This is a genomic window from Chitinibacter sp. ZOR0017 (genome assembly GCF_000799095.1).
GTDB classification, from domain to species: domain Bacteria; phylum Pseudomonadota; class Gammaproteobacteria; order Burkholderiales; family Chitinibacteraceae; genus Chitinibacter; species Chitinibacter tainanensis.
Map to the genome: position 1 here is coordinate 53,675 of NZ_JTLG01000043.1, position 24,915 is coordinate 78,589.

A 24,915-nucleotide genomic window follows, 5' to 3' on the forward strand; every position below is an offset into this window, starting at 1 on the left:
CAAGCCATTTTGGCGTATTGCTTAGCAAGCATTACCCTGTAAGGGTATTGCTTGGGGCTTCGGCCAGCATGCTCTCGAGTTTGGCCAGTAGGGTGTCCAGTTGTGCAGGTTTGCTCAGCATGCCGGCGATCGGCGGCAGATAGCTTTGTTTTTCGTTCAGCGAAAAGCGAAAGTGCGTGTGCTGATCAATACCGGTTAGCAGCAAAATCGGGGTGTGGCGGATGTCCCGGTAGCGCGAATCGGCGCGCTCATCGCGGATCTGGTACACCAGCTCAAAGCCGGCAGTATCGGTTTCCAGCATGGCTTCGGTGATGATGGCATCGGGCTGTTCGCGCAGTGCCAGCTGGCGGCCGGCCACGGCCGAATGGGCGCAGCATACCTGATAGCCGTGCGCAGACAGCGCCTCGGCCAGCTGGCTACATAGCGCGGTGTCGTTGTCGATTAACAAGATTTTTTTCATGGCGATACTCACTCGGCGGGCGGCTTATTTCAGTAGCTCGTAAATCACATTGCGCTTTTCCCAGGCTTCGTTGCGCTCATACATATCGATGGGGAATTCCATCTGTTTAAGCTCCACTGGCGCAGCTTGTTTATCCACCAGGCCCAGCGCCAGCGCCACGCCATACAATATCGCCTCGGGGCGCGGCGGGCAGCCGGGGATGTAGTAATTAACCGGCAACACTTTATCGGCCCCGCCGGTGACGTTATAGGTATCAAACCACGCGCCACCGCCAGTGGCGCACGAGCCAATCGCGAACACCAGTTTCGGGTTGGGGATGGCCTCGTAGGCACGCTTCACCAGCGGCAAGGTCGGGCGGGTGACCGCGCCAGAAATCAGCATCGCATCGGCGTGGCGCGGCGAGGCTACCAGCTTGATGCCAAAGCGCTCCACATCGTAAAACGGGGTGAGAATGTTCAGGATTTCGATATCGCAGCCATTACACGCGCCGGTGTTGCAGTGATACACCCAGATCGATTTGCCGAACATTTTTTTGCACAGGTTTTTGAGCATGGCTTACTCCTTATTGCTCGGGCGCTGGTATTGATCGGATTGCTGCAACAGCGTGGGGTCGAAGGTTTCGCTGGTTTTGCGGATCAGCGCGCGCTGTTCGAGATTGTCGTAGCGGAAACCCTTGAGGTTGATGCGGTCGATGGCATTGGTTTTTTCCATCTCATAGCAGCGTCCGCAGCGCTGGCAGGTCATCATAAAGAGCTCCATCCGCGTGGTGATGTCTTCTTTCTGATCACAGGCAATCTCGAAGCTGTTGCTCATGGTGATGGCCTGCTCGGGGCAGATGTCGGCGCAGCGGCCACAGTAAGTGCAGCGCGAGCCGTCATACAGCATCACGCGCAGCTCCTGGCACACATCACGGACCAAAATACAGCGTGCCGGGCAGTGATCGGAGCAGCCGCCACAGCCGATGCATTTTTGGTGATCAAACACCGGCTGGCCGCGCAGATTGGCCGGCACCGGCGGGCGCTCATGCGGATAGTTGAGCGTGACCACGCCCGGTTTCATCACCATCAGCAGTTGTTTGATTTTGCTGGTTAGCCACATGATGTTCTCCCCATCAAAGCACGACGGCCGCAGCAATCGCCGCCAGCGCAATCAAAAACAGCACGCCAAAATAGCGAATCGCCTGATCGATCCGGTAACGCGGGTGCGTGGCCGATAACAGCCCGATCAGCAAAAACACCACCGCCGTCAGTACCAGTTGCAGCGCCAGATCAGCCAGATAAAAGCCGGTTCCCAAGAGCGGTACAAACATCGCAATCGGCAGATAGGCATAAAACATCTGCTTGAGCATCATGTAGTACTTAAATAGCGCGTAGTTCGGGCCGCTGTATTCGATAAATGGCCCGCCCAACAGCTCTTGCTCGGCTTCAGCCATATCAAACGGCTGGCGGGCCACAAAGGCTTGCAGCCCAAACAGGCTCACCGCGATCATCACCATGCCCGGCAGGCCAAAGGCCGCCATCGGCGTGCCGTAAATCACGGCAGACAGATCAAGGCTGCCGGTTTTGAGTACCCCCAACAGCAAAATCATGAACAAAATCGGCTCGACCATGATCATGGTGGTCATTTCGCGGCTGGCGCCGATCAGGGCGTAGATGTTTTTGCTGGCAAAGGCGCCCAGCAATACCGCCACGCCGCCCAGGGTGAGCAGATACACCAGTGAAATCGCATCGGCATAGGCTGTAAACGCGGTGGCGCGGCCGGCCAGCGGCAAGATGGCAATCACGCACAGCATGGAGGCAAAGGCGATCACCGGGGCGAGCCGGAAGGGCAAAATGCCGGTCGAATCGATGTTTTCTTTGCCTAACAGCTTGAGCACATCATAAAACGACTGCACCAGCGGCGGCCCCTGCCGGCTTTGCACCCGCGCCGTTATGCGGCGCACGATGCCGTCGAATAAGGGCGCCAGCGCCAGAAACACCAGCAAATTGAGCAAAACCTGCGCATAAGACCAAACGGGGTGGAGTGTCGCGGTGGTCATGGTCTTAACCCTTTAGTGAGGCATGGCGTGCCTGTTGCTGGCGCGAAAGCGCATCCAGCTCGGCCTTGCTGATAGAGCTGGCTTGCCCAGTTTGCAGATCCACCACCGCCACGCGGTCGGTGCAGGAAAAACACGGGTCGATACTGCCCATGATGATGGGGAAGTCGCCGAATTGTTCGTCCAGCAGCATCAGCGGCACGGCTTGCAGATTGGGGAAGGTGGGGGCGCGCACACGCCAGCGTTCGGGGCGATTGTCCTCGCCGGTAATCACGTAATGCACCGATTCGCCACGCGGCGCCTCCACCACGGTAATGGCATGGCGCTGGGCGGGAATGCTGTCTTTCATCTCGACGAAAAATTCGCCGCCCGGCATTTTGTCGAGGCATTGGCGTACGATTTTTATTGCCTCGAAGGTTTCGATCACACGGATGACGAGCGTGGCCCACACATCGCAGCTATCAAGTACCGGCACTTCAAATTTCATTTCGTCGTAGGCGGCGTAGGGGTGATCGCGGCGCGCATCGATATCCACGCCGCGCGCGCGGGCCACCGGGCCGACCAGGCTCCAATCCAGCGCTTGCTGCTTGGTGATGGTGCCCACGCCCTTGGTGCGTTTGTGGATCGAGGTGTCTTTTTCAATCGCGCGGTGGATGATAGCCAGATCATCTTCGATAGTTTTCATCACCCGGCGGATATCGTCGGCGATCTCCGGCGTGATATCGCGGCGCACGCCGCCCACCAAGATCATGCCGTAGGTTTTGCGATTGCCGGTGAGGCGCTCGCACAGCCACATAATCTGCTCGCGCACGCGCCAGGCCTGCATGAAGACGGTATCAAAACCGATCAGGTGGCCGGCCACACCCAGCCACAAGAGATTCGAGTGAATGCGCTCGAATTCCAGCATCATGGTGCGGATAAACTCGGCCCGGCGCGGGATAACCAACCCCGCTGCCGATTCCACCGCTTGCGAAAACGCCGTGGCATGCACCGAGCCGCAAATGCCGCAGATGCGCTCGGCGATAAACGGCACCTCGTTGTAGCTAATCTGCGTGGTGCAGAGCTTTTCGATGCCACGGTGGGTCATAAAGCCGCGATAGTCACAGCCCTTGATGGTTTCGCCATCGACATACACGGCAAAGTGTTCGGGCTCGTGCAAACTGGGGTGGAACGGGCCCACTGGCACAATCTTGGTGCCCGGTGGCGCTTCATCCAGCTCGTATGCGACGTCTTCGGCGCCCTTGGGTACCAGATTGTGTGGCACATCTTTGCGTAGCGGATAAATCCCATCCGGCCAGTCATCGGCCAGCACCAGTTTTTTGGGTTTGGGGTGGCCAGCAAAGCGCAGGCCCAATAGATCGGACACTTCGCGCTCAGACCAGCCGGCCGAGGGCAGATCAGGGGTAATCGACTCGATAATCGCGTCGTTTTCCGGCGCGCTGGTGCGACAGCAAACAAACTGATCGCTATCATCCAGCGCAAAGGTGTGAATCATCCCCAGCGTGCCATCGCGTTCGATATTGTCGTAACCCACGCTGCACAAATAACGTGCGCCGGCATTGGTGATGATTTTGCTGGCTTCGCGGATCCCGGCGCGCTTCACATCGATAAAAATCGTGCGCGGATCGGTTTTTTCGACGCAGACCAGATCATCGCGCAGGTGGGCGATCAGTTTGGCTTCGAGTTCTTTTCGTTTGGACATCTGCATACTCCCCATCAAGCGCGCACGTTGCCGCCGGTCCACTTCATGAATTTCTTGAAGGCATCAAAAATGTGGCTGCTCAGATAGCGATTGGCGTTGTTAAGCGTTTGGTAGCCACACAGCCAGACCGGCGCCTGGCGGGTTTGCGCGCCGCCCGCGTGTTTCAGCCAGCGCGCGAAAAGCCCTGCCACCACCAGCAGTGCCACCATTACCAGCGGCAGTGAAAACGCCACCGCGGTGCCGCTGGCATTGCTCACGGCAACCCCCGCATAGCGCTCAGATAAAGTCGCAAGGAGAGCTGGCGTGGCCAGCGTGTGGGTCAGCACACCTTCCGAGGTAGCCAGCACGCGGCCAAACAGCGCTACAAACAGCCATGGGCACAAGCCCTGCAGCAAACAAATGGCCGTGAGCAGCAGTTTGGGCGCCAGCATCAGCTTGCCAACTTCCTGCACCTTGGCGTTCCCGTCCGTGTTCCACTCCACCCCCACCGAGGTAAAGGTCATGCCGTAGAGCTTCACATAGGTGGCCAGCGTCATCGCGCTGGTGACGAGTGCAATTACGCCGAAGATCACAAAGATGCCTGCCGCTTTGCCTGACAGCAGCGTGGCGGCCACGATGGCCCATTTGCTGGTAAAGCCCGAAAAGGCCGGCACACCCGAAACGGCAATCGCGGCGATGCCGGCAATAATGGCGGTGATGGGCATTAGCGCAAACAGGCCGCCGAGTTTGTCCAGATCTTTGGTGCCGGTGGTGTATTGCACGCTACCTACACAGAGGAACAACAAGCTTTTGAAAATGGCGTGATTCAGTACATGCAAAAACGCGCCCAAGATGGCCAGCAGCGCCAGCGCATGCAGCGCGGCATTCGGGCCCAGGTAATAGCGCGCCGCGCCTATTGCTAGGATGATGTAGCCGATCTGGCCGATGGAGCTATATGCATTCAGGCGCTTGGCATCGACTTGTTTCAGCGATTGCGAGGTGCCGATAAACAGCGTGACCACGCCAATCACCGCCACCGCCAGCCCCCAGTACTGCAGCTCGTGCGCGGGCATGCTCTCTGGCGTCATCCAGAAAAGGGTGCGTATCAGGCCGTAGATACCGGTTTTCAGCATCACGCCCGACAGCAGTGCGCTGATTGGTGACGGCGCCACCGAGTGCGCATCGGGCAGCCATAGCTGGCCCAGCGGAAACATACCGGCCTTCATGCCAAAGCCGAGGAAGGCAAGTGCCAGCAGCAAGGTACGCAGGCCGACATCGAGCGTACCCAATTGCTCGGCAATGTGATGCAGTGGCGTACCCCAGCCGCAGCCGGGTACCAGCAGCCCAGCCGTTAGCACCGCCGCCCACGCCAGCTGCATCAGCAGCAGGTATTTATTGGCACTGCGCACAATCACCGGGTCCTGATGATCAAAGCGGATCAGCCAGAATGAGGTCAGCGTCATCAGCTGCCAGGCAATGGTAAAGCCGGTGCTCAGGTCATCCACCGTCACCAGCGCGATCATGCCGGCGATAAACACGGGGTAGCAGAAATAAAAGCCGCGCAGGCTGTAATGGCGGTAATGGTCCATCTGCATATAGCCAATGCAGTACAACGCCACCACGCTGGCAATCACCGCGATCAGCAGCAAAAACACTGCCGAAAATCCATCCACCAGCAGCGGGATCGTGAGCCCTGCCAGCTGCAGATCAAAGCTGGCCGGCGCGCCCGGGCCGCTCAGAACCTGAATCGCAGAGCTGGCGAAAAACAGCCCGGCCAGCACCACGGCCAGCAGGTTAACGATGCCTGCCAGTTGGCGTTTGCTGGCGAGTAATGGGGTAATCAGGCCTGCACCCAGCAAGATCGCCAGGCCGGTTTGTAAATGCGGATAGATCGTGGTGTCCATCTTAGTGGCTCCTTCCGGCGTGCTGGCACAGCAGATCAATCACTGCCGCCGCGCTGTCCTGTATGGCTGGCTCCATCTGCAAGCCAAAGTCGATGTTGTGGGCGCTGATGCCCAGCAGGTAAACCTGCTTGCCCTGTTGTTCGAGTAATTGCGCGGCCATCGAGAGCGCCAGCTTGTGGGTGGAATAGCCGCCGCCGGTTTCCAGCTCGCGCAGCTTGCCCAAGACCAGCGAGCCGGGCGTTTGCCCGCTGCCACTGATCGCATCCACCAGCAAGATGTGCTCGGCGGGGCCCGCGACCAGCGCAAACACATAGTTTTCGATCACGTCTTCGACATTCAGCGCCGCATGCGGGCTGCCGGCGGGTAACTGCTGGGCCAGGGTGTCGGCGATATAGCAGCCCACGCCATCGTCGCTGCGCAGCGGGTTGCCGATGCCCACAATCTGCGTCGGGCGGCTGAAAATTTGGGCCAAATCGTGGGTAAAGCTCATATCTGTTCACCCAGCGTTTTGATTTGCCGATAGGTATAAACCGGCCCATCGGTGCAGACGAGTGTGCGGCCTACCGCGCAGTGCTGGCATTTGCCAATGCCGCATTTCATCTGCCGTTCCAGCGTTGAGATGATCGCGTCTTCGCTCATACCGCGTTTTAAAAATTCGCCAATCACGCTGTTAAACATCACTGGCGGGCCGCAGACAAAGGCCACGCTGTTATCGACCGGCACATTCGCCTTTTCGATCAGCTGGTTCACGTAGCCCACTTCGCCATTCCAACCGGCTTCGGGTTTATCGATGGTGATAAAGGTCTCGAAGCCCGCGTTTTGTTGCCATTCCTTGATGTCCGGCTGGTACATCAGGTCTTGGCTGCTGCGTGCGCCGTACAGGAGGATGATGCGGCCGAAATCTTCGCGGTGTTGCAACGCATGCACGATCGAGCTGCGCAACGGAATCAGCCCAATGCCGCCCGCCACGTAAATGATGTTTTTGCCTTTGATGTCTTCAAACGGAAAGCCATTGCCAAATGGCCCGCGTACGCCGAGCTTGTCGCCGGGTTTGAGCGCGTGTAGCGCATTGGTCACCTTGCCGACGGCGCGCACCGAAATATGAAAGCGATCGTTTTCCGGGCTGGGCGGCAGCGACACAGCAAATTCACCAGCGCCAAACACCGTGCACATAATGAATTGGCCCGATTTAATGCGGAACTCGCGCTCGACGTCTTTATTCGGAAAAGACAGGTAAAAGGTCTTTACCTCAGGGATTTCGTCGCGAATCTCGTCGATATTCACCACCTCGGGGAAGGTCACAATCGGGCACAGGCCGGTGGTTTTGCAGTTGCCGTGCTCGTGATTGCCGTGACAATTGGCCATCAGTTTTGCCCTCCGGTGATTTCGCGGCGGATGTACTGCACGACATTGGGTAGGCCAATATCGCCGGGACACACCCACTGGCAGCGGCCACAGCCCACACAGCCGGGGCGCAGGTATTTTTTCGATTGCGGGTAAGACAATTTGCAGAAAAAGCGCTTATTACGGCGGTCTTCCACCGGTTGGCGCGGGTTATGATCGCCAGCCATGCGGGCATAGCCTTCAAACGAGCACGAATCGCGCATGCGCAGCCGTTCGCATTCGCCACAGGCGGTGGCCGAGTCTTCGATGTTGAAGCAGCTACAGGTTGGGCAAACAAAAGAGCAGGCGCCGCATTCAAAACACTGATCGCCGATGTATTCCCAGGTTTCCGGTTTCACAAAACCGGTGGTGATGCGATTCATCACCTTGGCCACCCAGGCTTTGTTGTCGGTGGCGAGCTCGGGAAATAGATCAATACTGCGCTCCACCACGGCTTTAAATTCCGCCGCGTGGGCGGCGCTGGCTACTGGCCACTGGTGCGCATCGGCCAGGACCTGACCTTTTTCGCTGCCCACCCGCACCAAAATGCCGTCTTTAAGCTGCGTTAAATCCAGATCAAAGCCCTCATCGGCATCGGGGCCCGAGTGGGTACAGACGCAGAAACACTGCGGGAAGGGGTGTAAGCAGGTATTGCTGATCAGCAGGCATTGGCGCCGATGGGTGAGGTAAACATCATCCACAAACTCTTGCCCGAGAAAGAAGCGATCCAGCACCAAAATGCCCGACAGATCACATGGGCGCAGGCCAAACAGCACTTTGGGCCGCTCGAAATACTGTTTGCTCAACTCCACGCTCTGGCTTTGCGCGTCGTATTTGTATTTCAGGATGCGCTCCATCTGCGGGAATAAGATTTCCTTCACCGGCATGGAGGGAATCGGCGCGGCCAGATCCAGCGCTTCGGCCGAGGCCAGCTGATCGAAAAACACCTGCTTGGTTTGCGGCTCCACCTGCGGGCCGTAAACGTCGTAACTGGCTTGCAGCTCAGTCACCAGCGCGCTGATGTCGTGCGCCGAGAGGAGGTACATGGACATGATGGTTTCCTTGCCGCTCGTCATTCTTGGATCTGGATCGGAATCACGCTTTCCTCGCCGGCTGCGTAGGCGTTTTCATACGGCAGCAGGAAATCGGAAATCATGTTTTTGATGAAGTAGGGGATATAGGCGGTGCCGCTTTGCACATCGGGCGAAATCTTCACCGCAATCTTCATGCTGGTGCCGATGCTGGAGCGCACATTCACCAGCCATTTGTCCTTCACTTTCAGGCGGGTCGCGTCCTCGGGCGAAATCTCGATATAGCCCTGCGGATACAGCCACAGCGTCTGGTCGTATTCGCGGCGTGGCACGATGGTTTTGCGCATCAGATTATTCTGATGCCAGTAGTGCTGCGCCTTGCCGATCATCAGTGCGAACGGAAATTGCGGGCTGGTGGGCGCTTCCCAGTATTCGATATTGATGGCGTTAAATTGCCGCTGCCGGCTGCTGGCAAAGCCTTTCGGATTCCAGTGCTGGCCAAAGCCTTTGCCTAATAATTCATGGCTCAGATCAGCATAACCAGGGGTATGCTTGGCAATGTCTTTAAAGACATGGGCTGCGTCTTGATACCCCCAGTGGTGGCCTACGGCCGCCGCCAGACGTTGCCATAAGCTCCAGCCCGGCAAGATGCCCCGTTTGTTGTCCACATTCTGGCGAGTGATCTGCACGCGTTTATCTGCGGCGGTGTAGGTGCCGTCGGTTTCGTTGTAGGCCGGTAGCGGAAACACGACGTCGGCCAGTTCCATAAAGGCGTTTTTATAAGCACAGGCATACACCACGAAATCCAGCGCGGCGATGCGGGCTTTATCGCGGATAATGCCGTCGTCGTGGTCAATCACCAGCAAGGCTTTGATCGCCGAATCGGGGGTGGCCAGCGCTTTGAACACGCTATTGCCCAGCTCGCCCGACATGCCCATATCAAAGCTGCCTTGCAGATTGCTAATCCCGGCCACCGGTATCACCGCCGAATGCGGGTGATCCATCCTGTCGGTGAGGAGCGCCAGATTGGTAATGGCATCGATGGTGGGGCGATCCAGCCCGGAAATACCGCTGGAAAATAAAATCACCACCGATTTGGCGTGCTCAAGATATTTGGCTTCTTCCTCGATTTCTTCGTAGCGGATGCCGCTGGCGCGCTCGAGTGCCACCGAGGAAATACTGCGCAGCGACGCCGCGTATTCGCTATAGCCCGGAAGTTTGTCGATATTGGCGCGCCGATCATGGTTGACGGTGCGGATCGCCATCAGCGATTTGCCCAGCGCATTCACCAGTAGCCCCAGCGTGCCCGGTTTTTCCTGAAAGTGTTTGGTCGAGAGCTTGGCGATCTGCGTGCGTGAGCTAGAGAGCGTGACCACCCGCGCGCCGCGCCGCTGGGCGGCGTGGATATTGCCGCCAATGATCGGATTTTGCCGGGTGATGTCGGTGCCAACGACCAGAATATAGTCGGCGTGATCAATCGCGGTGAGGCTGCCATGCGCGCCGGGGTAGCCAAAGGCGTGGCGCAGCGAATCCATGCTCTTGCGGTGGCCGGCTTCGGCGCCAATGCCGCGCAGCTGGGTTTTCAGCACTTCGCGGCTCAAGCGCGCCAGCGTGTAGCCATCTTCGTTGGATGAGCGCGCCGATGCCAGCACGCCTATCTCGCCTGCTTCACCCTTGAATGTTTGCAGTGTGCTCATCACCTTGGCGATGGCTTCGTCGTAGCTGGCCGGGCGCAGCTCGCCGTGTTCGCGAATGAGCGGGGTGGTGATGCGCTCGTGGGTGTTGAGTAATTCATTGGCGTGCCAGCCGCGAATGCACAATTTGCCCTTGCTCACCGGGTGGGTGATCAGCGGCGCCACGCCGTATACCCGCTGCCCATCGGTGTTCAGAAACTGGCCACAGCCGGTACCGCACAGATTGCACACACACGGCTTGTAATGAGCGAGATTCATGGATTTACCAGCCTTTCAATTCACGCAACGACTTGCCGACAATAAAAAAGGCGCCGGTAATACCGGGCGCCTGCTTTTAGCACTAAATAGCTGCTGCATTTCTGCACTTACTACCATCTGGCACGCTGTAATGCCTTGGGTGAGCGCATTGGGGTGGAAATGGCGAGCAATAAATTGGGTGGAAATAAAAGTGTCGCCAAATAAAGTCAATTTAATTGACGTATTAATCCGTGCGCGGCCGGTGGCGAAAGTGAAACAGGGCGCACGGCAATCGTGGCGCCGTGCTGGGCACGCGATAGTAGGCATGGCTCGACTCTACATCCCTTTATTTATCAAGTAGCTACTGCGCTTTGGCGTGCCCGGCGATCCAAATGCATCACCCGCGGGGGTGAAGGTTTGGCTTAATTGAAATTAAATCTCAATTACAAATCGCCGACTTTTTACTGCTGCTAAATCGCGCGGTGCTACTTCTGGCAATTACTTGGTTTTTTTAATCCCGCGGTGCGGGTGGTGAATTGCGTTTTCAATGCAGTTTAATCTTTCGTTTCTGCCGAACGTTGCGCCAAATCAAATGCCTTGTTCGAGCGAGCGAGAAGAATAAGCGCATCCCGATTCGCAATAGCGGAGATTAATTTCATGCATATTCCTAATGAAATGGTGCAGGGCGCGCTGTGTCCGGTGACGGCGCTGCTGGCGGTGGGCGGTGTCACGCTGGCTGCGCGGGCGGCCTATCGGGCGCGGCAACAACCGGGGCTGGGGCGCTTTGCCGCGGTGGCTGCGCTGATCTTTGCCGCGCAGATGTTGAATTTTCCGGTGCAGCTGGGCACCTCTGGACATTTGCTCGGTGGCGTGCTGGCGGCGACTTTGCTGGGCACCCCTTGGGCAGTCTTGGCGCTGACGCTGGTGGTGAGTATTCAGGCGCTAGTGTTTGCCGATGGCGGGCTGCTGGTGCTGGGCGCCAATGTGCTGAATATGGCGCTGCTGGGCGCTGGGGTGGGCGGCTATCTGCTGCAACGCTTGCGCGGGCGAGGCTGGCCATTGTGGCTGGCTGTGCCGCTGGCAGCGTGGCTTTCGCTGCAGCTCGCTGCCGTGGCTTGCGCGCTGGAGTTGGCCCTCAGCGGCACGTTGCCACTGGCACAGGTGCTGCCGGCGATGTTGGGCGTGCATATGCTGATCGGCGTGGGCGAAGCTTTGCTCAGCGTGCTACTGGTCGCGCTGTGTAGTGCAGAACTACGCGCACGGCCGCGCGCGCCGGTGGCGGTGCCGGCCTTGGCTGCCGTGCTGATTGCTACTTTGCTCAGCCCTTATGCCAGTAGCTATCCCGATGGCTTGGAGTGGGTGCTGAGCCGGTATGGCGCTTTGCATGAAAGTGCGCCGCTGCTGGTGACGCCCTTCGCTGATTACAGTGTGGCGGGGCTGGCAGAAGGCGCGTTGGCGACCGGGCTGGCGGGTTTGGTGGGGGTGTTGCTAGTGGCTGGGGTCGCGTTGGCGCTGGGGCGCCTTGCCCAATACTGGCGCCGCACGGCTTCGGTTTTTTAATCGGGGTATGGCCCGCTAGGCAAGATCAAGATTGGTTTACGGCAGGATAGGTGTCAGGGTATGTCCCTGGCACTCTGCGTTTGGCTGTATTCAAGGTAAACGCTAAAACGGCAAGGCCAGCTGCGGGGTAGGTGGTTTGGGTAAGGGTCTCGCCTGCATGGCATCCGCGGGATAGAGCTGCAACCATTGCCGCGCGCGCTGTGGTACTTGGCAATCGAGCCACGCGTCGTAGTGCGTGGCCGGGATAATCACCAAGCTGCGTTTTTCTTCGCCGGGCTGGTGCATGCGCCGCATGAGCGGGTGTTGGTCGGCGTTGATGGTGATTTGGGTGAAGGCGTATTCGGTGCTGCCGGCCGGCGTGCGCCAGCTGCGCCACAGGCCTGCCACCGCAAAAGGCGCGTCATCCAGTAGGCCGATTTGAAAGCGCTCGGCGCGGCCGGATTCATAGCAGGGCTCGTAAAACCCGCGCATCGGCACCAAGCACAGCTGACATTGCTGCCAGGCTTGGCGATAGCTGATTAGCCGATCAATAGTTTCGGCGCGGGCATTGAGCGTGCTGTAGCGGGCGCCGGGCGCTTGCTGTTGGCGCGGCAAAAAGCCGTAATTGGCCAACACTGCCTGCCGGGCCTGATCGCCGGGCAAAATAATCGGCGCCAGATCGTCCTGCCAGACTTCGGCCGCCCACTGATCGGGCGGCGGTTCTGCCTGAAAATGCCCGGCCAGCTCGGCCCGCGGCAAGGGCACAAAACTTACGCACATGCTGTGGCGGTGCCGAGCGCAAACGGCAGCAGTTGCGCGCATTCTGTGGGCGACAGCGCCACGCCAAATTCCCGCCGCAATAATGCATCGAGCTCGCTGGCGCTACTAAACGTGGTAATGCGCTGACCAGCTGGGCTGCGGTGGCTAAGTTGCCCTTTATGCAATACCAGCCGGCCATCGGCGCACAGGCGGGTGAGCATCAGCTCGCGCACAAAGCGTGATTGCGGGTGCGTGGCAACAAAATGGTTGCTCACTTCGCTATCGGCTGGGTAGCTGGGGGTGAGATCAAACCAGTACATTTGCCGCCACTGTCCATCCAGCTTGCGCTGCAGATACCAGCCGCTGGCCTCTTCATCGGCCTGTAGGCGATAGCGGTCTTGCCCCTGATCGAAGATTTCATCCACCCGCAGCGGAATCGGCTCGCACAGCCCGCCGCCGCCAAAGCCCACATCCAGCAACCAGCGCTCGCCATTAAGCAGCAGGGTGATGATCAGATGCGAGCGCGGTTTTTCCTGTCGCGGGGTTTGTTCCAGCAGTACGCGTGCGAGGTGGGTGGTGGGCTGCAAGCCTTGCCGCTGTAGATAATCCGCCAACAGGGTGTTTAATTCATAGCAATAGGCCGGGCGGCGCTCTTGCAATACTTTGCGCTCCAACTCGGTGGGGCTTAGCTCGGGCCGCCGACCCAAGAGCAGATCAAGATTACCAAAGGGCAGGGCCGTAACATGGGCGCGATGCAGGCGGGCTAGGCTGGCCTGATCCAGTGGGCCGGCCGGGGTATGGCCCAACGCGGCGTGATAACGAGCGATCCAATCCATACTGGCCTCTTGCGCAATGGTGAGGCTTGATTTTACTGTGAAGCGGCGCGCTTGTACCGCCGGATGAACCGCAGGCCGTGGCGCGGGTCAGAACAGAAACAGGAGAAAACGATGCGGCAATGGCGAATCTGGCTTGTGGCCAGTCTGATCATGCTGGGGCTGAGCTTAAGCGGCTGCGGCGGGCCCAGGCTGCCCGCTGTGCCGGCCGGCGCGGTGGTGCTGGCGTTTGGCGATAGCCTCACTTACGGTACGGGCGCGACGGCCGACACCAGCTATCCGGCGCGGCTGGCGGCACAAACCGGCTGGCAGATCGTGAATGCCGGGGTGCCCGGGGAAACCGCCGCACAGGGCGCTGCCCGGCTAGCGGCAACGCTGGATGAGGTGCAGCCCAAATTAGTGCTGCTGTGTTTGGGTGGCAATGATTTTTTGCAGCGCCTGCCTGTGGCGCAAACCCAGTCGGCCTTGCGTGAGATGTTAGCCCTGCTACAGGCGCGGCAGATTCCGGTTTTGCTGATTGGCGTGCCCAAGCTGGGTTTGGGTCTAGATACCCACCCGCTGTATACGGAGCTAGCTAAGGAGTATCAAGTGCCGCTGAACGATACCCTGCTAGAAGATCTGCTGGCGCAAGCCAGCCTCAAGAGCGATACCGTGCACCCGAATGCCGCCGGCTACCAGCGCATGGCCGATGAGTTGGCGCGCCAGCTGCAGCAACTGGGCGCGCGCTAAGTCTCGCGGGCCGGCTTAATGCTGGGCCGTACGCGGCCACAGCAGCATCGGCGCCGCTACGCCAAAGGCCAGCGCAATCACGATCATGGCCGCCGTCACGCCGCTCACCCCCGCGCTGACCAGCAATTGCGTGCCATCGGCGCCATGCGGCAAGGTAGCGATGCCGAGCAAACCTTGCACCGCTTTATACATATAGGTGCCCGGCACCATCGGAATCGCCGCACTAACTGCAAAAATCGCCCCGGGCTGATCCTGGCGGCTACCCCACCATTCGGCCACGATACCGATCAGCAAGCCGGCGCACAGCGTACCCAAGACAATATCGCCGCCCAGCACCATTACCAGCTTGCGACAGGCATGGCCGGCAATCGCCAGGCTGCCGCACACCCACAGCGTGCGCGGTGGCACATTAAACAGCATCGCAAAACCCAGCGCTGCCGGGGCCGCCCATAATTCGAGTAACCAGCTGGCCATGTTTTTACCCCAAAATCCGCAGCGCGATACTCACGCCCACTGCAATGCCGAAAATAATCACCGCACTCATGGCAAAGCGCACCATGCCATTGAGGTAATTGCCATTCAGTAAATCCGACGCGCCATTAATCAGCGGCACCCCCGGAATCAAAAACAGCACCGAAGCGGCCCGCGCCGCATCGGGGGTTTGGCTAAACCAATGCGCCAGTACGCCGGTACACAGCAGGCCAACAAAGCTGGCCGCCGTGGCAAAAATCGATGGTTTGAAATGCCGCAACACCAGCGCAAAGCGCACCGCCATGCCACAGGCCGCACCAACCGTGGTGGCCAATATGGCGGGTATATCGCCACCAAACAATGCCGCAAAGGCTCCGCAAGAGATACCCACCATGGTGGTGATTGCCCAGCGCGGATAATGCGTGGGCCGGCGGGCGATCTCGGCCAATTGCAATTTGGCGCTCTGGCTATCGAGCTCGCCCTGCTCAAGCTGATGCAACCAGCGGCGTACCGCCGACAGCGCGGCAAAATTCGCGCCCATATGCGGTGCTTTACGAAAGGCGGTGAGGGTTTCGTGGCTGGCGGCTTCGGCCCGTTCGACGGAGACGCCGATATTGGTCGATGAAATCATCACCTCCACCCGCGCCGCCCCCAGCGCTTTGGCAATCCGCTGCATCGCCGCCGAAGTACGGTGCGTGCCCGCACCTGATTGATGCATCAGCAAGCCCGCTTCCAGCGTGAGATTCAGGATGTCATCCAGCGGTAAAACCGGAGCAGTTGCAATGGTTTGCATGGGTAGCCTACCGGGGGAGAAGATGCGCCAGATTGTAGGTGAAAACCGTCGCCGCGATCTTGCCAAGCATCAAAACGGCCTGCCGACAGCAACAGCGCTGCTGTGAAAATCACCAATATCGGCTGGAAACGGCAAATAAATTTGACAGCCCGCGGCTTGAGCTATATAGTTCACCCCTCTGTCGCGGGATGGAGCAGTTGGAAGCTCGTCGGGCTCATAACCCGAAGGTCGCAGGTTCGAGTCCTGCTCCCGCAACCAAATTCTACGATTTGGTTGTTACAACCAGATTGTGCAGCAAACATCCTGACGCGGGATGGAGCAGTTGGAAGCTCGTCGGGCTCATAACCCGAAGGTCACAGGTTCGAGTCCTGTTCCCGCAACCAATCGAAAGCCCTTGATTCTATTGAATAAATAGATCGAGGGCTTTATTGTTTCTGCGCGCTAGAAAATGCTGGGTGGGCACAAAGGTGGTTTTTGTGCCCATTTTGTGCCTTTTTCGTGCCCATCTCCGACTTAAAAACCAGCTTTTTGACCTTTGGGCATTTCACGTTGCAGTGCCCTAGCGAGGGATTTTGGCCATGTGAAATTGTAGACTTGGGTTAAGTTGGCATGCGATGCGCCCTAATTTTGACCTTCGGGCAATTTTAGAAGTTGTGCCCATATTGCTCTGCTCTGGGCACAAGATGGGCACAGGATTACTGACCTTATTGGTCTTAAAATACCCTTAAAGTACAAGTTAATATTGGGTTTAACCTACTGATTTTTCTTGTTAATCCGGTTAATGGCTTTTGCCCGAGCGTTGCTCGGGCTTCATCTAATTCTTCGCCTTCTAAAGACTCCTTAGTCTTCCTTTTGAGTGTTGGGCACAGCTTCGGGAATGTGTTCGAACAAATCTTCTACTCGACAACCAAAATAGCTACATAGTTTATCTAGTGCATCCAGATCCACTCTAAGGGCGGTTTCTTCATAAAGTAGTGTGATGGTGCCGCGATGAAGTCCAGTGTCGCGGGCTACGTCTGCAATTCGTACTTTCTTTTCGCCCATTAGGCGTGAGAGATGGCACTTGATCATGTTGTTTAATCCATACAAATGTCGCCTAGGGCGATATTTTTATTTCTAGATTGTCATTTTTGTTGCTATTGTGTTGCTTAGAACGACATTATTTCGCTTTGAGTGATTTTTTGTTGTTCTGGTGAATGTTAGTCTAACACGCAGGAGCATAAAGATGACCATGACTTATCTGACGACTGAAGAATTGGCCGCTCGTATTCACTACGAGCCAAGAACAATTCGAAACCAACTACTTGATAACTGTTTGATTGAGGGACGTCACTACATACGCCCCTTTGGGCGGCGAAAACTTCTTTTTATTTGGGAGGTTATAGAGGCGGACATGTTGGCCTCATCAACTGACTCAATTGCTATGCCGATGGCGTGCTAAGGGGGCAATGATGGGGGCTATTCGTGTACGCAAGGAATCTGGCCAGCTTTTCATTGACTTTCGTTGGGAAGGGCGACGATGTCGTGAACAGACAGAGTTGAAAGATACTCCAGCCAACCGTCGAAAGCTTGAAAAAAAGCTACAGCAGATTGAGTCAGAAATTGGCCTAGGGAGGTTCAAATATGAATCTTTTTTCCCAAGGCGAAAAGAAACTCAAGTTCCGGCCAAAAAGGCGCTAACGGAAGAAATACCATCTGAAGGGCAATTAGCTGCGTCTAAAACGCCATTGTTTATAGACTTTATCCACGACTGGCTAGCCGAAAATAAAATTGCCTGGCGGCGATCTTATATCGTGACCATTCAGGGCTGTATAGATAAGTACTATCTGCCTGAGTTTGGAGCAGTAAGGGTCGGGGCTATCACTCGTGCAGATTTGCTCAAATTTCGGTCATCACTCGCCAAAGTATCCGGCCGAAATGGGAACGCATCTTTATCTGCCAACCGTATTAACAAGATTATGGACCCCTTGAGGAGAATCCTTGAGGAAGCCGCCGACCGCTATGACTTTACCACGCCCTATGTGCGAATCAAACCGCTGAAGGTGCCTAAGTCTGATGTGCAGCCGTTTAGCCTCCAAGAGGTCAAGCGGATCATCGATACGGTGCGACCAGATTTCCGGAACTATTACATCGTTCGTTTCTTTACAGGGATGCGGACCGGTGAAATCGATGGTTTGAAATGGTCCTATGTCGATTTCGAGCGCCGCCAGATTCTGATCCGGGAAACGATCGTATATGGCGAAGAGGACTACACCAAAACCGATTCATCACAGCGCGACATTGCGATGAGTGAGCCAGTTTATCTGGCACTTCAGCAGCAATACAAAGCGACTGCCCATCTATCGCCCTACGTGTTTTGCAACCTGCAGGGTGCGCCCATTGATCACAACAATGTGACGAAGCGCGTTTGGTATCCCTTATTGGCTAGACTTGGGTTAGCCCGCCGCAGGCCTTACCAAACCCGCCACACCGCTGCGACTTTATGGCTTGCGGCAGGGGAGGCGCCCGAGTGGATAGCCCGGCAAATGGGGCATGCCACGACCGAAATGCTGTTCAAGGTTTACTCCCGTTATGTACCCAATCTCACACGACGAGATGGTTCTGCCTTTGAGCAGTTATTACTGGCCAATCAGGTGATCGATAAACAGGAAGGTGGCGTATGAGCTCATTTACTTATTTTGCAGCCCAAGGGCCTTTTGTTGAAAAGCCCGACTTCCTTGAACGCGCCAAAACTGCGCCTAACCATCTGCAAGAACTCGTCGTGATGAATCCACCTCGTCCCCCTCATCTTAAACGCTTGTTGTGGCTGGCCCACGGTCCTGAAGCCGAATTGATTGAAGAACAAATCTTGCGTGAACTGGATTTCCCGCCAACTGATGACTTATATGCGGACGAGCTCATGGATACCATGGATGCGCTGTTTCCAGACCATGCATTTCTGCAAAAGCCACCCGGCTGGTTTATATCCTTGCAGGATATCTTTGGGGAAGGATGGCCCACTCACCCACCTCGGGCCCGCCTGTTTCATTTGCCGGTGGAACCCGAATCGGAACAACTCTGCGCTTGCCGATTACTGGCTTCTCAACACGGGTATGACTTTATGGTCATCGATCGCTTGGAAGAGCTGAGCTTTTGGGAGTCGATTGATATCTCTACTGGTGGCCAAGTGACCCATCATCGCGCTTTAGTTTATGTACGTCACTTGGACCTGACATCGATCTCAGTACAGCAGCTGCTGCGTGATTCCAATATGGATTTCATCGTTCCACGCGAGATCCTTCCCGAGGGCTGGTCCGCACATGTTTTGACGCTCGGATACCGATTGCCACCGGTCTTGCACGAAGACGGTATGCATCTTGTGGATCCAATTCGGCTGCAGCGACAAATCGATACGCTGAAAGATCGACAGGCATCGATGCTGGCGCCCCTTATTCTGCCCAAGCCTCTGCAAGCGGCCACACTAGAAGTGTGCCAAAACATGCAGGATTGGTGCGCGCAACTGGGTGCCGAGAGTCATCTGCGCGCTGTGCTGGAGACCATTTGTGCTCAAACCAAAGTGCGCACCCTTGGCGGTAAACCGCTGGGCTTTCGGCCGATTCTGCTAACTGGTGAACCCGGCAATTCTAAAAGCTGGGTTTGCGGACAAATCGCCGAAGTACTTGGCTTACCTCGCTTCAAAATCGATATGGCCGGCAATGGCGATCAAATGCTGCTGGTGGGCTCTTCCCCGAATTGGCAGAACGCTTGCCCTGGTCGCATTGCCCAATTTCTAGCTGAATCGGAAGTGGCCAATCCAATCATCGTGATCGAAGAAGTCGATAAGGTGCTCAAAGATCGGGATAACGGTTTGCAGGATGTGCTTTTGATGCTGCTTGAACCAGAGAACAGCCAAGCCTTTCAGGATAACTTCATTGTTCCGCCGCTGAATTTGTCTCATGTGAGCTTTATCCTCACCAGCAATACCACGGATGGCTTGGGGGCGCCTCTACTTAGCCGAGTCGAGCAAATTGGGATTAGACGGCCCAACCCTGAGCAGTTACTGGCCATGGCTCGGCAGCTCTATAGCCGGATCGTGCAAGAGATGGGGGTTCAGGCGTATTTCACCGCGGAGCTACCCGACAGCTTGGCCCTTCAGTTGGCTACCCGCTCTCGGAGTATCCGTACGCTGCAACTGAATATTCAAAGCGCGGTTGAAGCTGCTGTGCAGAGATATAGTCTGCCTGAACTTTTAGCACATCAACATAATCTGCAGCCCTGCTTGCCACCTCAGATGAGCATTCAGCCCGCAAAGCAGGCAATCGGTTTTCTGCCATAAACCGATATTGAAGTACTCAGTAAACAAAACCCAGCGGATGCTGGGTTTTGTTTTGAATTGGCAGTGGGCTGATCACGACCACGCTTGGGTCCAGCCTAAACACTTATCCTGCCATTCTTTGGAAAGCCGGTTGTACTCATCGCGATACCATTGATTTGAATCGACACGCTGCATGGAACGAAGGTTTTCCCGGCGCTGCTCAAGGCTTTGGCAATATTGAGCACGCAGGGCCTCGTTCTGTTTCTTCACTCGCTGATTGTGCTCCTGCACCGCATCAAATTCCGCTTTAGACACAACTCGACCATCAACCTTATAAACAGTATTGGCTTCTTTGCGCGCCTCGGCGTCTTTATAGCTATAGGTCTGAGCGTTAGAGACGGCACCAATTCCCATATCGGTTTTACGAAGGCCTGTAGCAGAGCAGGGTTGGGCTTGATAAACCACGCGATTGGAAGCATCCAGGCATTTGACCGCCTGCCCGGTTGGGACCTCATTACTGCCTGAGTGATATTGATCGGATTCCTCTGGCGCGCTTTGCTGAGGATTTTCGGGTTGCGCTTGGCTTTGTATCTGCTGCTCAGCCATGCGTTGATTGTGCTGAAGAGCCGCGTTGTATTCCTCTTCGGAAACTTCGACCCCATTGACCTTATAGATCTGCCGATTTGCGTCTTCGATTTTCTTTTGTTCTGCCAGATACGCAGGATCATCCCGAACAAAAGTCACTGTATTGCCCTCGACGACCAAGGTGTAGTGAGGGAGTAAACCTTGGGTATAAGCCAGATATAGGACGATAAGCGATATCAGGCTAAAGATAATAATAAGCTTGGCTTGCGAGAAGTCACTTTTGCGTTCGTAAGGCTCAAAATGGTAATCGTGCTGCATGGAATAGACCTATTATCGCAGTTTTGCCTCTATGACCCGCTTGAGGTCCGCTTCTTTACGGTGCGAGTTTCCTGCTGCTTACCGAGGCTGTGCTGCTATTTTTCACGATCTGACAGCAGGTGTCACCAACTCTGGTCGTTCAATTGTAAAAAGCATGGCTAACATAGGTATCAGCAAAGAATGTCTGGCCAAATTGGTCGCTCCGAGGGGCTGGAATTCGGTCCACGCTGCCACTCATTTATTCTGTTACCACATGAGCCTTCTTACTTTTGCGTTAGCTAAGGCGTCGGCCGACAATATCCTGCCAGCTGACATAAGCCTGAAATGCTTATTGCACTCGGGGTAGCGCATATCGGCTAAACCGGCAAATCTGCATAATCCAGTGAAAGATTGCTACTGACTCGTTAGGATCTAGAAAACTAGGTACGGTTTAACAAACATAAGGCTAGCTGACCAATGTACATGAAGTCGGTGTTTCCGTTTTACACATACTCCAAGGGTGATCGCAAGTACACCTCAATGGGAAGCGGAATCCTGCTGGAATACAAAGGAAAACGTTTCCTAGTAACCGCTGCGCATGTAATCGACCTTTTGAAGGGGCAGAAAGTCTACATCTATATTGGTTCAGAGTTTTATGAAGTAAATGGGCTTCAAGCCCTGACTTCGAATATGGACCTTATGATAAGTAGGGAAGATGACCCACTTGATATTGGTGTCATACAGATGCCTAAACGCCTAGAACTTCAAACAGCTAATTATCGGTTTGTAACACAAGACCTTTATATCAAAGGACTTAGTATTAACTCTGGATTTTATCAGGCTTTGGGATATCCGTATAAGCGCAACAGCCACCTTGCCAATCGGACGGCAAAAGTACCAGGAGAATTTAGGTCAGAAGGATTGCGTTATACCATGGTAGATATAACTAACACTGTGTTGCCTGATCGCATATATAGCCCTGTGCATCATATTGCTACAAGCCATCCCGGTTTAGGGCGAAAACAAGGAGAATGCGATCGCATCAATTTACCTGATCTTCACGGGATTAGTGGCGGTTTACTTCAAAAGGTTACTGAGTACAACATGCTTACAGATGAATTTTCTGGCGCGTACCCTTCTGGGGTGATATTGGGTAGTAACAAACGCGGCGATGCAGTCATATCGATCCGGCTCTCTCTCGTCTTTGAATGCTTAGAGATATGGCGCAACGAATGGTGAGAAGGGAATATAAATATGAGGATTAATTCTCTAAATGGAGTCCAGTCAAAGTGCTAGAATCACTGGTTATGAAGTGAATTAGCTCAAGTATGAATCGAGCCGAGTTTTCTAGCCGTTTTGTCCGCATTGGCCGCCTACCGTACGGCCAGTGGCTTATCGCCCCTGCCCATTCCCGGGGTGAGTAGCGAACCGCTGTATGCCAAACGCAATGGTCAAGGCATCTCCACCGCCAATCTGCACCGGATTATCAAAGAAGCCATGCAGCACGCAGCCAGCCTCGCGCGCGACACCGATCCAGCCGCCGCCGAAGAACTGAGTCAGGCCAGTGCCCATTGGCTACGCCATACACTGGCCACCCGCCTGGTCAATGACGGCCATCCTTTGCAGGCGGTGGCGAAAATCTTGGGGCATGAAGACGTGGCGACTACCTCGCTGTATCTGCATACCGATATGGCCCAGATGGCCAGCATCATGCGGGGACATCGGCCACCGGACAGCACGGAATAAGCGGTGATCCCTTGATTGTGCGGAGTGGGGTAGTCTCTACACACTTTGGCCGCGTTGGGCGGATTTTGCCAATCAGCAGATCCCACTAGAAAAATACTGTCTGGCAATAAAAGAAACAAGATGCGGCAGGAAAAACCGAGGATTTCCTGCCAAGCACTATATAAAAGCACGTCAGCCCTACCTGAGTCGTTACCCGGTTTTTTCAACCACTTGCTAAGTCAGCAACATCTTTCCACCGGCGATTAGTAGCACCAGACTGAGCAGACTGCGCAAGGCGGTGCTGGTCAAATGACGAGCGCCCAGCTCTGCGCCGATCCAGCCGCCCAGACCCGCAGCTAGGGCCCACCAGGGCAGCTCGACCGGAAAGTGGCTGCCTTTAAACCATAAGCCGGCTAGTCCAGCCAGCGAATTGAACAGGATAAATGCAGCCGAAATGCCCGCTGTGCAGCGAATACTGGCCCAACCGGTAATCAGCAGTAGCGGTGATAGAAAAATTCCGCCACCCACGCCAGTCAGTCCCGATATTAGGCCTATGCTGGCCCCTGCCAGTAACAGCGCAGCCTGCGGAGCCGGGCGGGCCGGATGAACCTGATTGAGTTGCAGGCGGAATACCGACCATGCCGCAGCTGCAATTAGCACGACGCCTAGCAAAACCCGGTAGCTGTTGCCGGGCAGATGCATAGCGCCACCCAGTGCAGCCATCGGTACGGATGCGATTACCAGCGGGATAAAAATCGGACGGGAAAAGGCGCCGGCACGGATAAATTTCCAGCTAGCTAAACCGGCCACCAGCACATTCAGCGCGAGTGCAGCCGGTTTCATTACTTCGGGGGCAAAGCCGAGCAATGCCATTACCGCCAGATAGCCCGATGCCCCGCCATGACCGACGGAGGAATACAGCAGAGCGGCAAGAAAAATCAGGGCGCTGGCGAGCATGGTTGATCCTATGGGAGTGTCTGCCATTATCGGCTGACGCTGTGTTTGCTATCTATGCCTATTCAGGGTTGGTCTTAAGTGACGGCAAACTAACCATTTGGTGGTAGTTCAATCCGCTGGTGTCTGGGTTAGCCTTGCCCTATATGAATCATCAAAGTAAGCCGCCAATGTTGAGTGTGACTGGGCTTTCGCTAGTACGTCATGGCCGGATGCTGTGTACTCTGCCGGATTTTTCCGTGCGTTCTGGCGAGTTGTGTCGGGTTTCCGGCCGCAATGGCATAGGTAAAACCACGCTGCTACGCACTTTGGCCGGATTACGCCCACCGGCATCGGGACAGATTATCTGGCGCAACTCCGACGCCATTAGCCGGCATTACTGTGGTCATCAGGATGCACTGAAAGATGCGATGAGTGTAGAAGAGAATCTGCGCTGGGCGCTTGAATTATCAGGCCAGGCGTTTGAAGAAAAGAATCTTGAAGCCGGCATGCGCGATGCCGGTTTGCTGGCGCAGGCGGATACGCCTGTGCGACAGTTATCACAGGGTTATCGCAAACGCGTGGCGCTTGCACGCTTGCTGCTGCAGCCGCGACCGGTCTGGTTGCTGGATGAACCGTTTAATGCGCTGGATCAGGCGGGATGCATGGATCTGGCCAGGTGGATGAAGAAGCACCTAGAAAATGGCGGCTGTGTACTGCTGAGCTCGCATACCGACCTGCCCGCATCCCTGCCTGAGGCGCAGCAGATTGTGCTGAAGCCAGCATGTTGAAGCTGGTGCTACGCGATCTGCAACTGGCTTGGCAGTCACGGGGTGATCTGGCTGTGGGGCTGGTGTTTTTTCTGCTGGTTACTTGTCTGTTCCCGCTGGCCGTCGGGCCGGAGCCGCAAATTCTGGCGCGTATTGGGGGTGGGGTGTTGTGGGTGAGCGCTTTGCTGGCCCATCTACTGGCCTTACCGCGCTTGTTCGAGGCGGATTGGCGCGATGGCACGCTGGAACAACTGATGCTGACGCCCTTGCCGGTCAGTGTGCTGGTGCTAGCCAAATTGCTGGCCTTCTGGATTAGCACCAGTGTGCCGCTGGCCCTGCTGTCGCCCGTTTTGGCGACGCAGTATTTTCTGGATGCCGATGCGCGCTGGATGCTGTTTTATACCCTGCTGCTGGGAACCCCGGTGTTGTCTGCGCTGGGTAGCTTGGGGGCGGCACTGACGCTGGGTGTACGGCAGGGAGGCTTTTTGCTGGCCTTGCTGGTTTTGCCACTGACTGCACCCGTGCTGATCTTTGCCTGTGGGGCTGTGGGCGCAGTGCAATCCGGTTTAAGTGCTCAGTCCGAGCTGTCCTTGCTGGCTGCACTGTGTTGTCTGAGTCTGGCGGTAACGCCCTGGTTAACGGCCATGGCGCTCAAGCTGGCCGTGGAGTCTTTATGAAATCCGTGTTGATCCGCTGGCCGTGCTTCCGCTATGCCGCGCCTTCTCAATTTTATCCGATTGCAGGACGTATTTATCCAAAGCT

General features: G+C 56.1%; 27 protein-coding genes and 2 tRNA genes. 12 read left to right on the top strand and 17 right to left on the bottom strand.

The features are described from left to right. Nucleotides 1-31 precede the first annotated feature (31 nt). From L991_RS12785 to L991_RS12830, 10 genes are read right to left on the bottom strand one after another with little or no spacing between them, the layout of a single operon-like run. Complete coding sequence (locus tag L991_RS12785; RefSeq protein WP_047396164.1) at nucleotides 32-460, bottom strand: response regulator transcription factor; 429 nt, start codon at nucleotides 458-460, stop codon at nucleotides 32-34. Nucleotides 461-484: 24 nt separating this feature from the next. Beyond that, the gene (locus L991_RS12790; RefSeq protein ID WP_034619528.1) at nucleotides 485-1,012 is read right to left on the bottom strand and encodes an NADH-quinone oxidoreductase subunit B family protein; all 528 of its coding nucleotides are present in this window, start codon (nucleotides 1,010-1,012) and stop codon (nucleotides 485-487) included. Between the two features lie 3 nt (nucleotides 1,013-1,015). Continuing rightward, the gene (locus L991_RS12795) at nucleotides 1,016-1,558 is read right to left on the bottom strand and encodes a 4Fe-4S binding protein (protein WP_047396167.1); all 543 of its coding nucleotides are present in this window, start codon (nucleotides 1,556-1,558) and stop codon (nucleotides 1,016-1,018) included. A gap of 13 nt (nucleotides 1,559-1,571) precedes the next feature. After that, nucleotides 1,572-2,498, bottom strand: coding sequence for a respiratory chain complex I subunit 1 family protein (locus L991_RS12800; RefSeq protein WP_047396170.1), 927 nt, complete (start codon nucleotides 2,496-2,498; stop codon nucleotides 1,572-1,574). A 4-nt stretch (nucleotides 2,499-2,502) separates the two neighbouring features. Further along, nucleotides 2,503-4,197 carry an NADH-quinone oxidoreductase subunit C gene (locus L991_RS12805; RefSeq protein ID WP_231550553.1) on the bottom strand — a complete coding sequence of 565 codons (1,695 nt, stop codon included), beginning with the start codon at nucleotides 4,195-4,197 and terminating at the stop codon, nucleotides 2,503-2,505. 14 nt (nucleotides 4,198-4,211) lie between these two features. Beyond that, nucleotides 4,212-6,080 (bottom strand): proton-conducting transporter membrane subunit, encoded by a 1,869-nt coding sequence (locus tag L991_RS12810; protein WP_047396177.1) that lies wholly within the window; start codon nucleotides 6,078-6,080, stop codon nucleotides 4,212-4,214. A gap of 1 nt (nucleotide 6,081) precedes the next feature. Then, nucleotides 6,082-6,570, bottom strand: a complete 489-nt coding sequence (locus L991_RS12815; RefSeq protein WP_047396180.1) for a hydrogenase maturation protease — start codon at nucleotides 6,568-6,570, stop codon at nucleotides 6,082-6,084. Further along, nucleotides 6,567-7,445 (bottom strand): FAD/NAD(P)-binding protein, encoded by an 879-nt coding sequence (locus tag L991_RS12820; RefSeq protein ID WP_052190862.1) that lies wholly within the window; start codon nucleotides 7,443-7,445, stop codon nucleotides 6,567-6,569. The genes L991_RS12815 and L991_RS12820 overlap by 4 nt, the downstream gene beginning before the upstream one ends. Continuing rightward, nucleotides 7,445-8,515, bottom strand: a complete 1,071-nt coding sequence (locus tag L991_RS12825) for a 4Fe-4S dicluster domain-containing protein (RefSeq protein ID WP_231550554.1) — start codon at nucleotides 8,513-8,515, stop codon at nucleotides 7,445-7,447. Before L991_RS12825 ends, L991_RS12820 begins: the two co-directional genes overlap by 1 nt. Nucleotides 8,516-8,535: 20 nt before the next feature. Then, on the bottom strand, nucleotides 8,536-10,446 hold the full coding sequence (locus L991_RS12830; RefSeq protein ID WP_047396183.1) for a molybdopterin oxidoreductase family protein: 1,911 nt from the start codon (nucleotides 10,444-10,446) through the stop codon (nucleotides 8,536-8,538). On the opposite strand from L991_RS12830, the gene L991_RS17355 reads away from it, so the two are divergent. Both L991_RS17355 and L991_RS12835 read left to right on the top strand, forming a co-directional pair. Further along, nucleotides 10,445-10,786: a hypothetical protein gene (locus tag L991_RS17355; protein WP_156129078.1), complete on the top strand. Its 342-nt coding sequence runs from the start codon at nucleotides 10,445-10,447 to the stop codon at nucleotides 10,784-10,786. The genes L991_RS12830 and L991_RS17355 overlap by 2 nt on opposite strands. A 296-nt stretch (nucleotides 10,787-11,082) precedes the next feature. Next, complete coding sequence (locus L991_RS12835) at nucleotides 11,083-11,985, top strand: energy-coupling factor ABC transporter permease (RefSeq protein WP_047396186.1); 903 nt, start codon at nucleotides 11,083-11,085, stop codon at nucleotides 11,983-11,985. Nucleotides 11,986-12,087: 102 nt separating this feature from the next. On the opposite strand, the gene L991_RS12840 is transcribed toward L991_RS12835, so the two are convergent. Both L991_RS12840 and L991_RS12845 read right to left on the bottom strand, forming a co-directional pair. Then, nucleotides 12,088-12,744 (bottom strand): SOS response-associated peptidase, encoded by a 657-nt coding sequence (locus tag L991_RS12840; RefSeq protein ID WP_047396189.1) that lies wholly within the window; start codon nucleotides 12,742-12,744, stop codon nucleotides 12,088-12,090. Further along, nucleotides 12,735-13,559: an arylamine N-acetyltransferase gene (locus L991_RS12845; protein WP_052190863.1), complete on the bottom strand. Its 825-nt coding sequence runs from the start codon at nucleotides 13,557-13,559 to the stop codon at nucleotides 12,735-12,737. The genes L991_RS12840 and L991_RS12845 overlap by 10 nt, the downstream gene beginning before the upstream one ends. A gap of 111 nt (nucleotides 13,560-13,670) precedes the next feature. Here L991_RS12845 and L991_RS12850 point away from each other — a divergent pair, with 111 nt between their 5' ends. Further along, entirely contained in the window at nucleotides 13,671-14,285 is a 615-nt protein-coding gene (locus L991_RS12850) for a GDSL-type esterase/lipase family protein (RefSeq protein ID WP_047396190.1), read from the top strand. A gap of 15 nt (nucleotides 14,286-14,300) precedes the next feature. Here the strand turns inward: L991_RS12850 and L991_RS12855 are convergent, their stop codons facing one another. Together L991_RS12855 and L991_RS12860 are read right to left on the bottom strand one after the other, a co-directional pair. Next, a complete protein-coding gene (locus tag L991_RS12855) occupies nucleotides 14,301-14,759 on the bottom strand; it encodes a threonine/serine exporter family protein (RefSeq protein WP_028450142.1) in 459 nt (152 codons plus the stop codon). Between the two features lie 4 nt (nucleotides 14,760-14,763). Then, the gene (locus L991_RS12860; protein ID WP_047396193.1) at nucleotides 14,764-15,549 is read right to left on the bottom strand and encodes a threonine/serine exporter family protein; all 786 of its coding nucleotides are present in this window, start codon (nucleotides 15,547-15,549) and stop codon (nucleotides 14,764-14,766) included. A gap of 182 nt (nucleotides 15,550-15,731) precedes the next feature. Between L991_RS12860 and L991_RS12865 the strand changes: the two genes are divergently transcribed. Beyond that, nucleotides 15,732-15,807 (top strand) — tRNA-Met (locus L991_RS12865). A 49-nt stretch (nucleotides 15,808-15,856) separates the two neighbouring features. Then, nucleotides 15,857-15,932: transfer RNA gene (locus L991_RS12870), tRNA-Met, on the top strand. A 457-nt stretch (nucleotides 15,933-16,389) separates the two neighbouring features. Here the strand turns inward: L991_RS12870 and L991_RS12875 are convergent. Continuing rightward, nucleotides 16,390-16,620 carry a helix-turn-helix transcriptional regulator gene (locus L991_RS12875; RefSeq protein WP_047396196.1) on the bottom strand — a complete coding sequence of 77 codons (231 nt, stop codon included), beginning with the start codon at nucleotides 16,618-16,620 and terminating at the stop codon, nucleotides 16,390-16,392. 154 nt (nucleotides 16,621-16,774) lie between these two features. On the opposite strand from L991_RS12875, the gene L991_RS12880 reads away from it, so the two are divergent. The 3 genes from L991_RS12880 to L991_RS16615 are packed head-to-tail and all read left to right on the top strand — an operon-like array spanning nucleotide 16,775 to nucleotide 19,864. Continuing rightward, entirely contained in the window at nucleotides 16,775-16,990 is a 216-nt protein-coding gene (locus L991_RS12880) for a hypothetical protein (RefSeq protein ID WP_047396199.1), read from the top strand. A 10-nt stretch (nucleotides 16,991-17,000) separates the two neighbouring features. Continuing rightward, nucleotides 17,001-18,212 carry an Arm DNA-binding domain-containing protein gene (locus tag L991_RS12885; protein ID WP_047396322.1) on the top strand — a complete coding sequence of 404 codons (1,212 nt, stop codon included), beginning with the start codon at nucleotides 17,001-17,003 and terminating at the stop codon, nucleotides 18,210-18,212. After that, on the top strand, nucleotides 18,209-19,864 hold the full coding sequence (locus L991_RS16615) for an AAA family ATPase (RefSeq protein WP_052190864.1): 1,656 nt from the start codon (nucleotides 18,209-18,211) through the stop codon (nucleotides 19,862-19,864). The genes L991_RS12885 and L991_RS16615 overlap by 4 nt, the downstream gene beginning before the upstream one ends. Nucleotides 19,865-19,936: 72 nt before the next feature. Here L991_RS16615 and L991_RS12895 read toward each other — a convergent pair whose 3' ends face one another. Continuing rightward, nucleotides 19,937-20,746 (bottom strand): hypothetical protein, encoded by an 810-nt coding sequence (locus L991_RS12895; protein ID WP_047396202.1) that lies wholly within the window; start codon nucleotides 20,744-20,746, stop codon nucleotides 19,937-19,939. A gap of 519 nt (nucleotides 20,747-21,265) precedes the next feature. Between L991_RS12895 and L991_RS12900 the strand changes: the two genes are divergently transcribed. Both L991_RS12900 and L991_RS12905 read left to right on the top strand, forming a co-directional pair. Then, entirely contained in the window at nucleotides 21,266-21,964 is a 699-nt protein-coding gene (locus L991_RS12900; protein ID WP_156129079.1) for a hypothetical protein, read from the top strand. Between the two features lie 117 nt (nucleotides 21,965-22,081). Next, nucleotides 22,082-22,471, top strand: a complete 390-nt coding sequence (locus L991_RS12905; protein WP_197053886.1) for a tyrosine-type recombinase/integrase — start codon at nucleotides 22,082-22,084, stop codon at nucleotides 22,469-22,471. A 213-nt stretch (nucleotides 22,472-22,684) separates the two neighbouring features. On the opposite strand, the gene L991_RS12910 is transcribed toward L991_RS12905, so the two are convergent. Then, nucleotides 22,685-23,407 carry a sulfite exporter TauE/SafE family protein gene (locus L991_RS12910; protein WP_197053887.1) on the bottom strand — a complete coding sequence of 241 codons (723 nt, stop codon included), beginning with the start codon at nucleotides 23,405-23,407 and terminating at the stop codon, nucleotides 22,685-22,687. A 167-nt stretch (nucleotides 23,408-23,574) separates the two neighbouring features. Here L991_RS12910 and ccmA point away from each other — a divergent pair, with 167 nt between their 5' ends. Further along, the gene (gene ccmA, locus L991_RS12915; protein ID WP_047396329.1) at nucleotides 23,575-24,174 is read left to right on the top strand and encodes a heme ABC exporter ATP-binding protein CcmA; all 600 of its coding nucleotides are present in this window, start codon (nucleotides 23,575-23,577) and stop codon (nucleotides 24,172-24,174) included. Next, nucleotides 24,168-24,830 carry a heme exporter protein CcmB gene (gene ccmB, locus L991_RS12920; RefSeq protein WP_047396212.1) on the top strand — a complete coding sequence of 221 codons (663 nt, stop codon included), beginning with the start codon at nucleotides 24,168-24,170 and terminating at the stop codon, nucleotides 24,828-24,830. The genes ccmA and ccmB overlap by 7 nt, the downstream gene beginning before the upstream one ends. The last annotated feature ends 85 nt before the right edge of the window (nucleotides 24,831-24,915 follow it).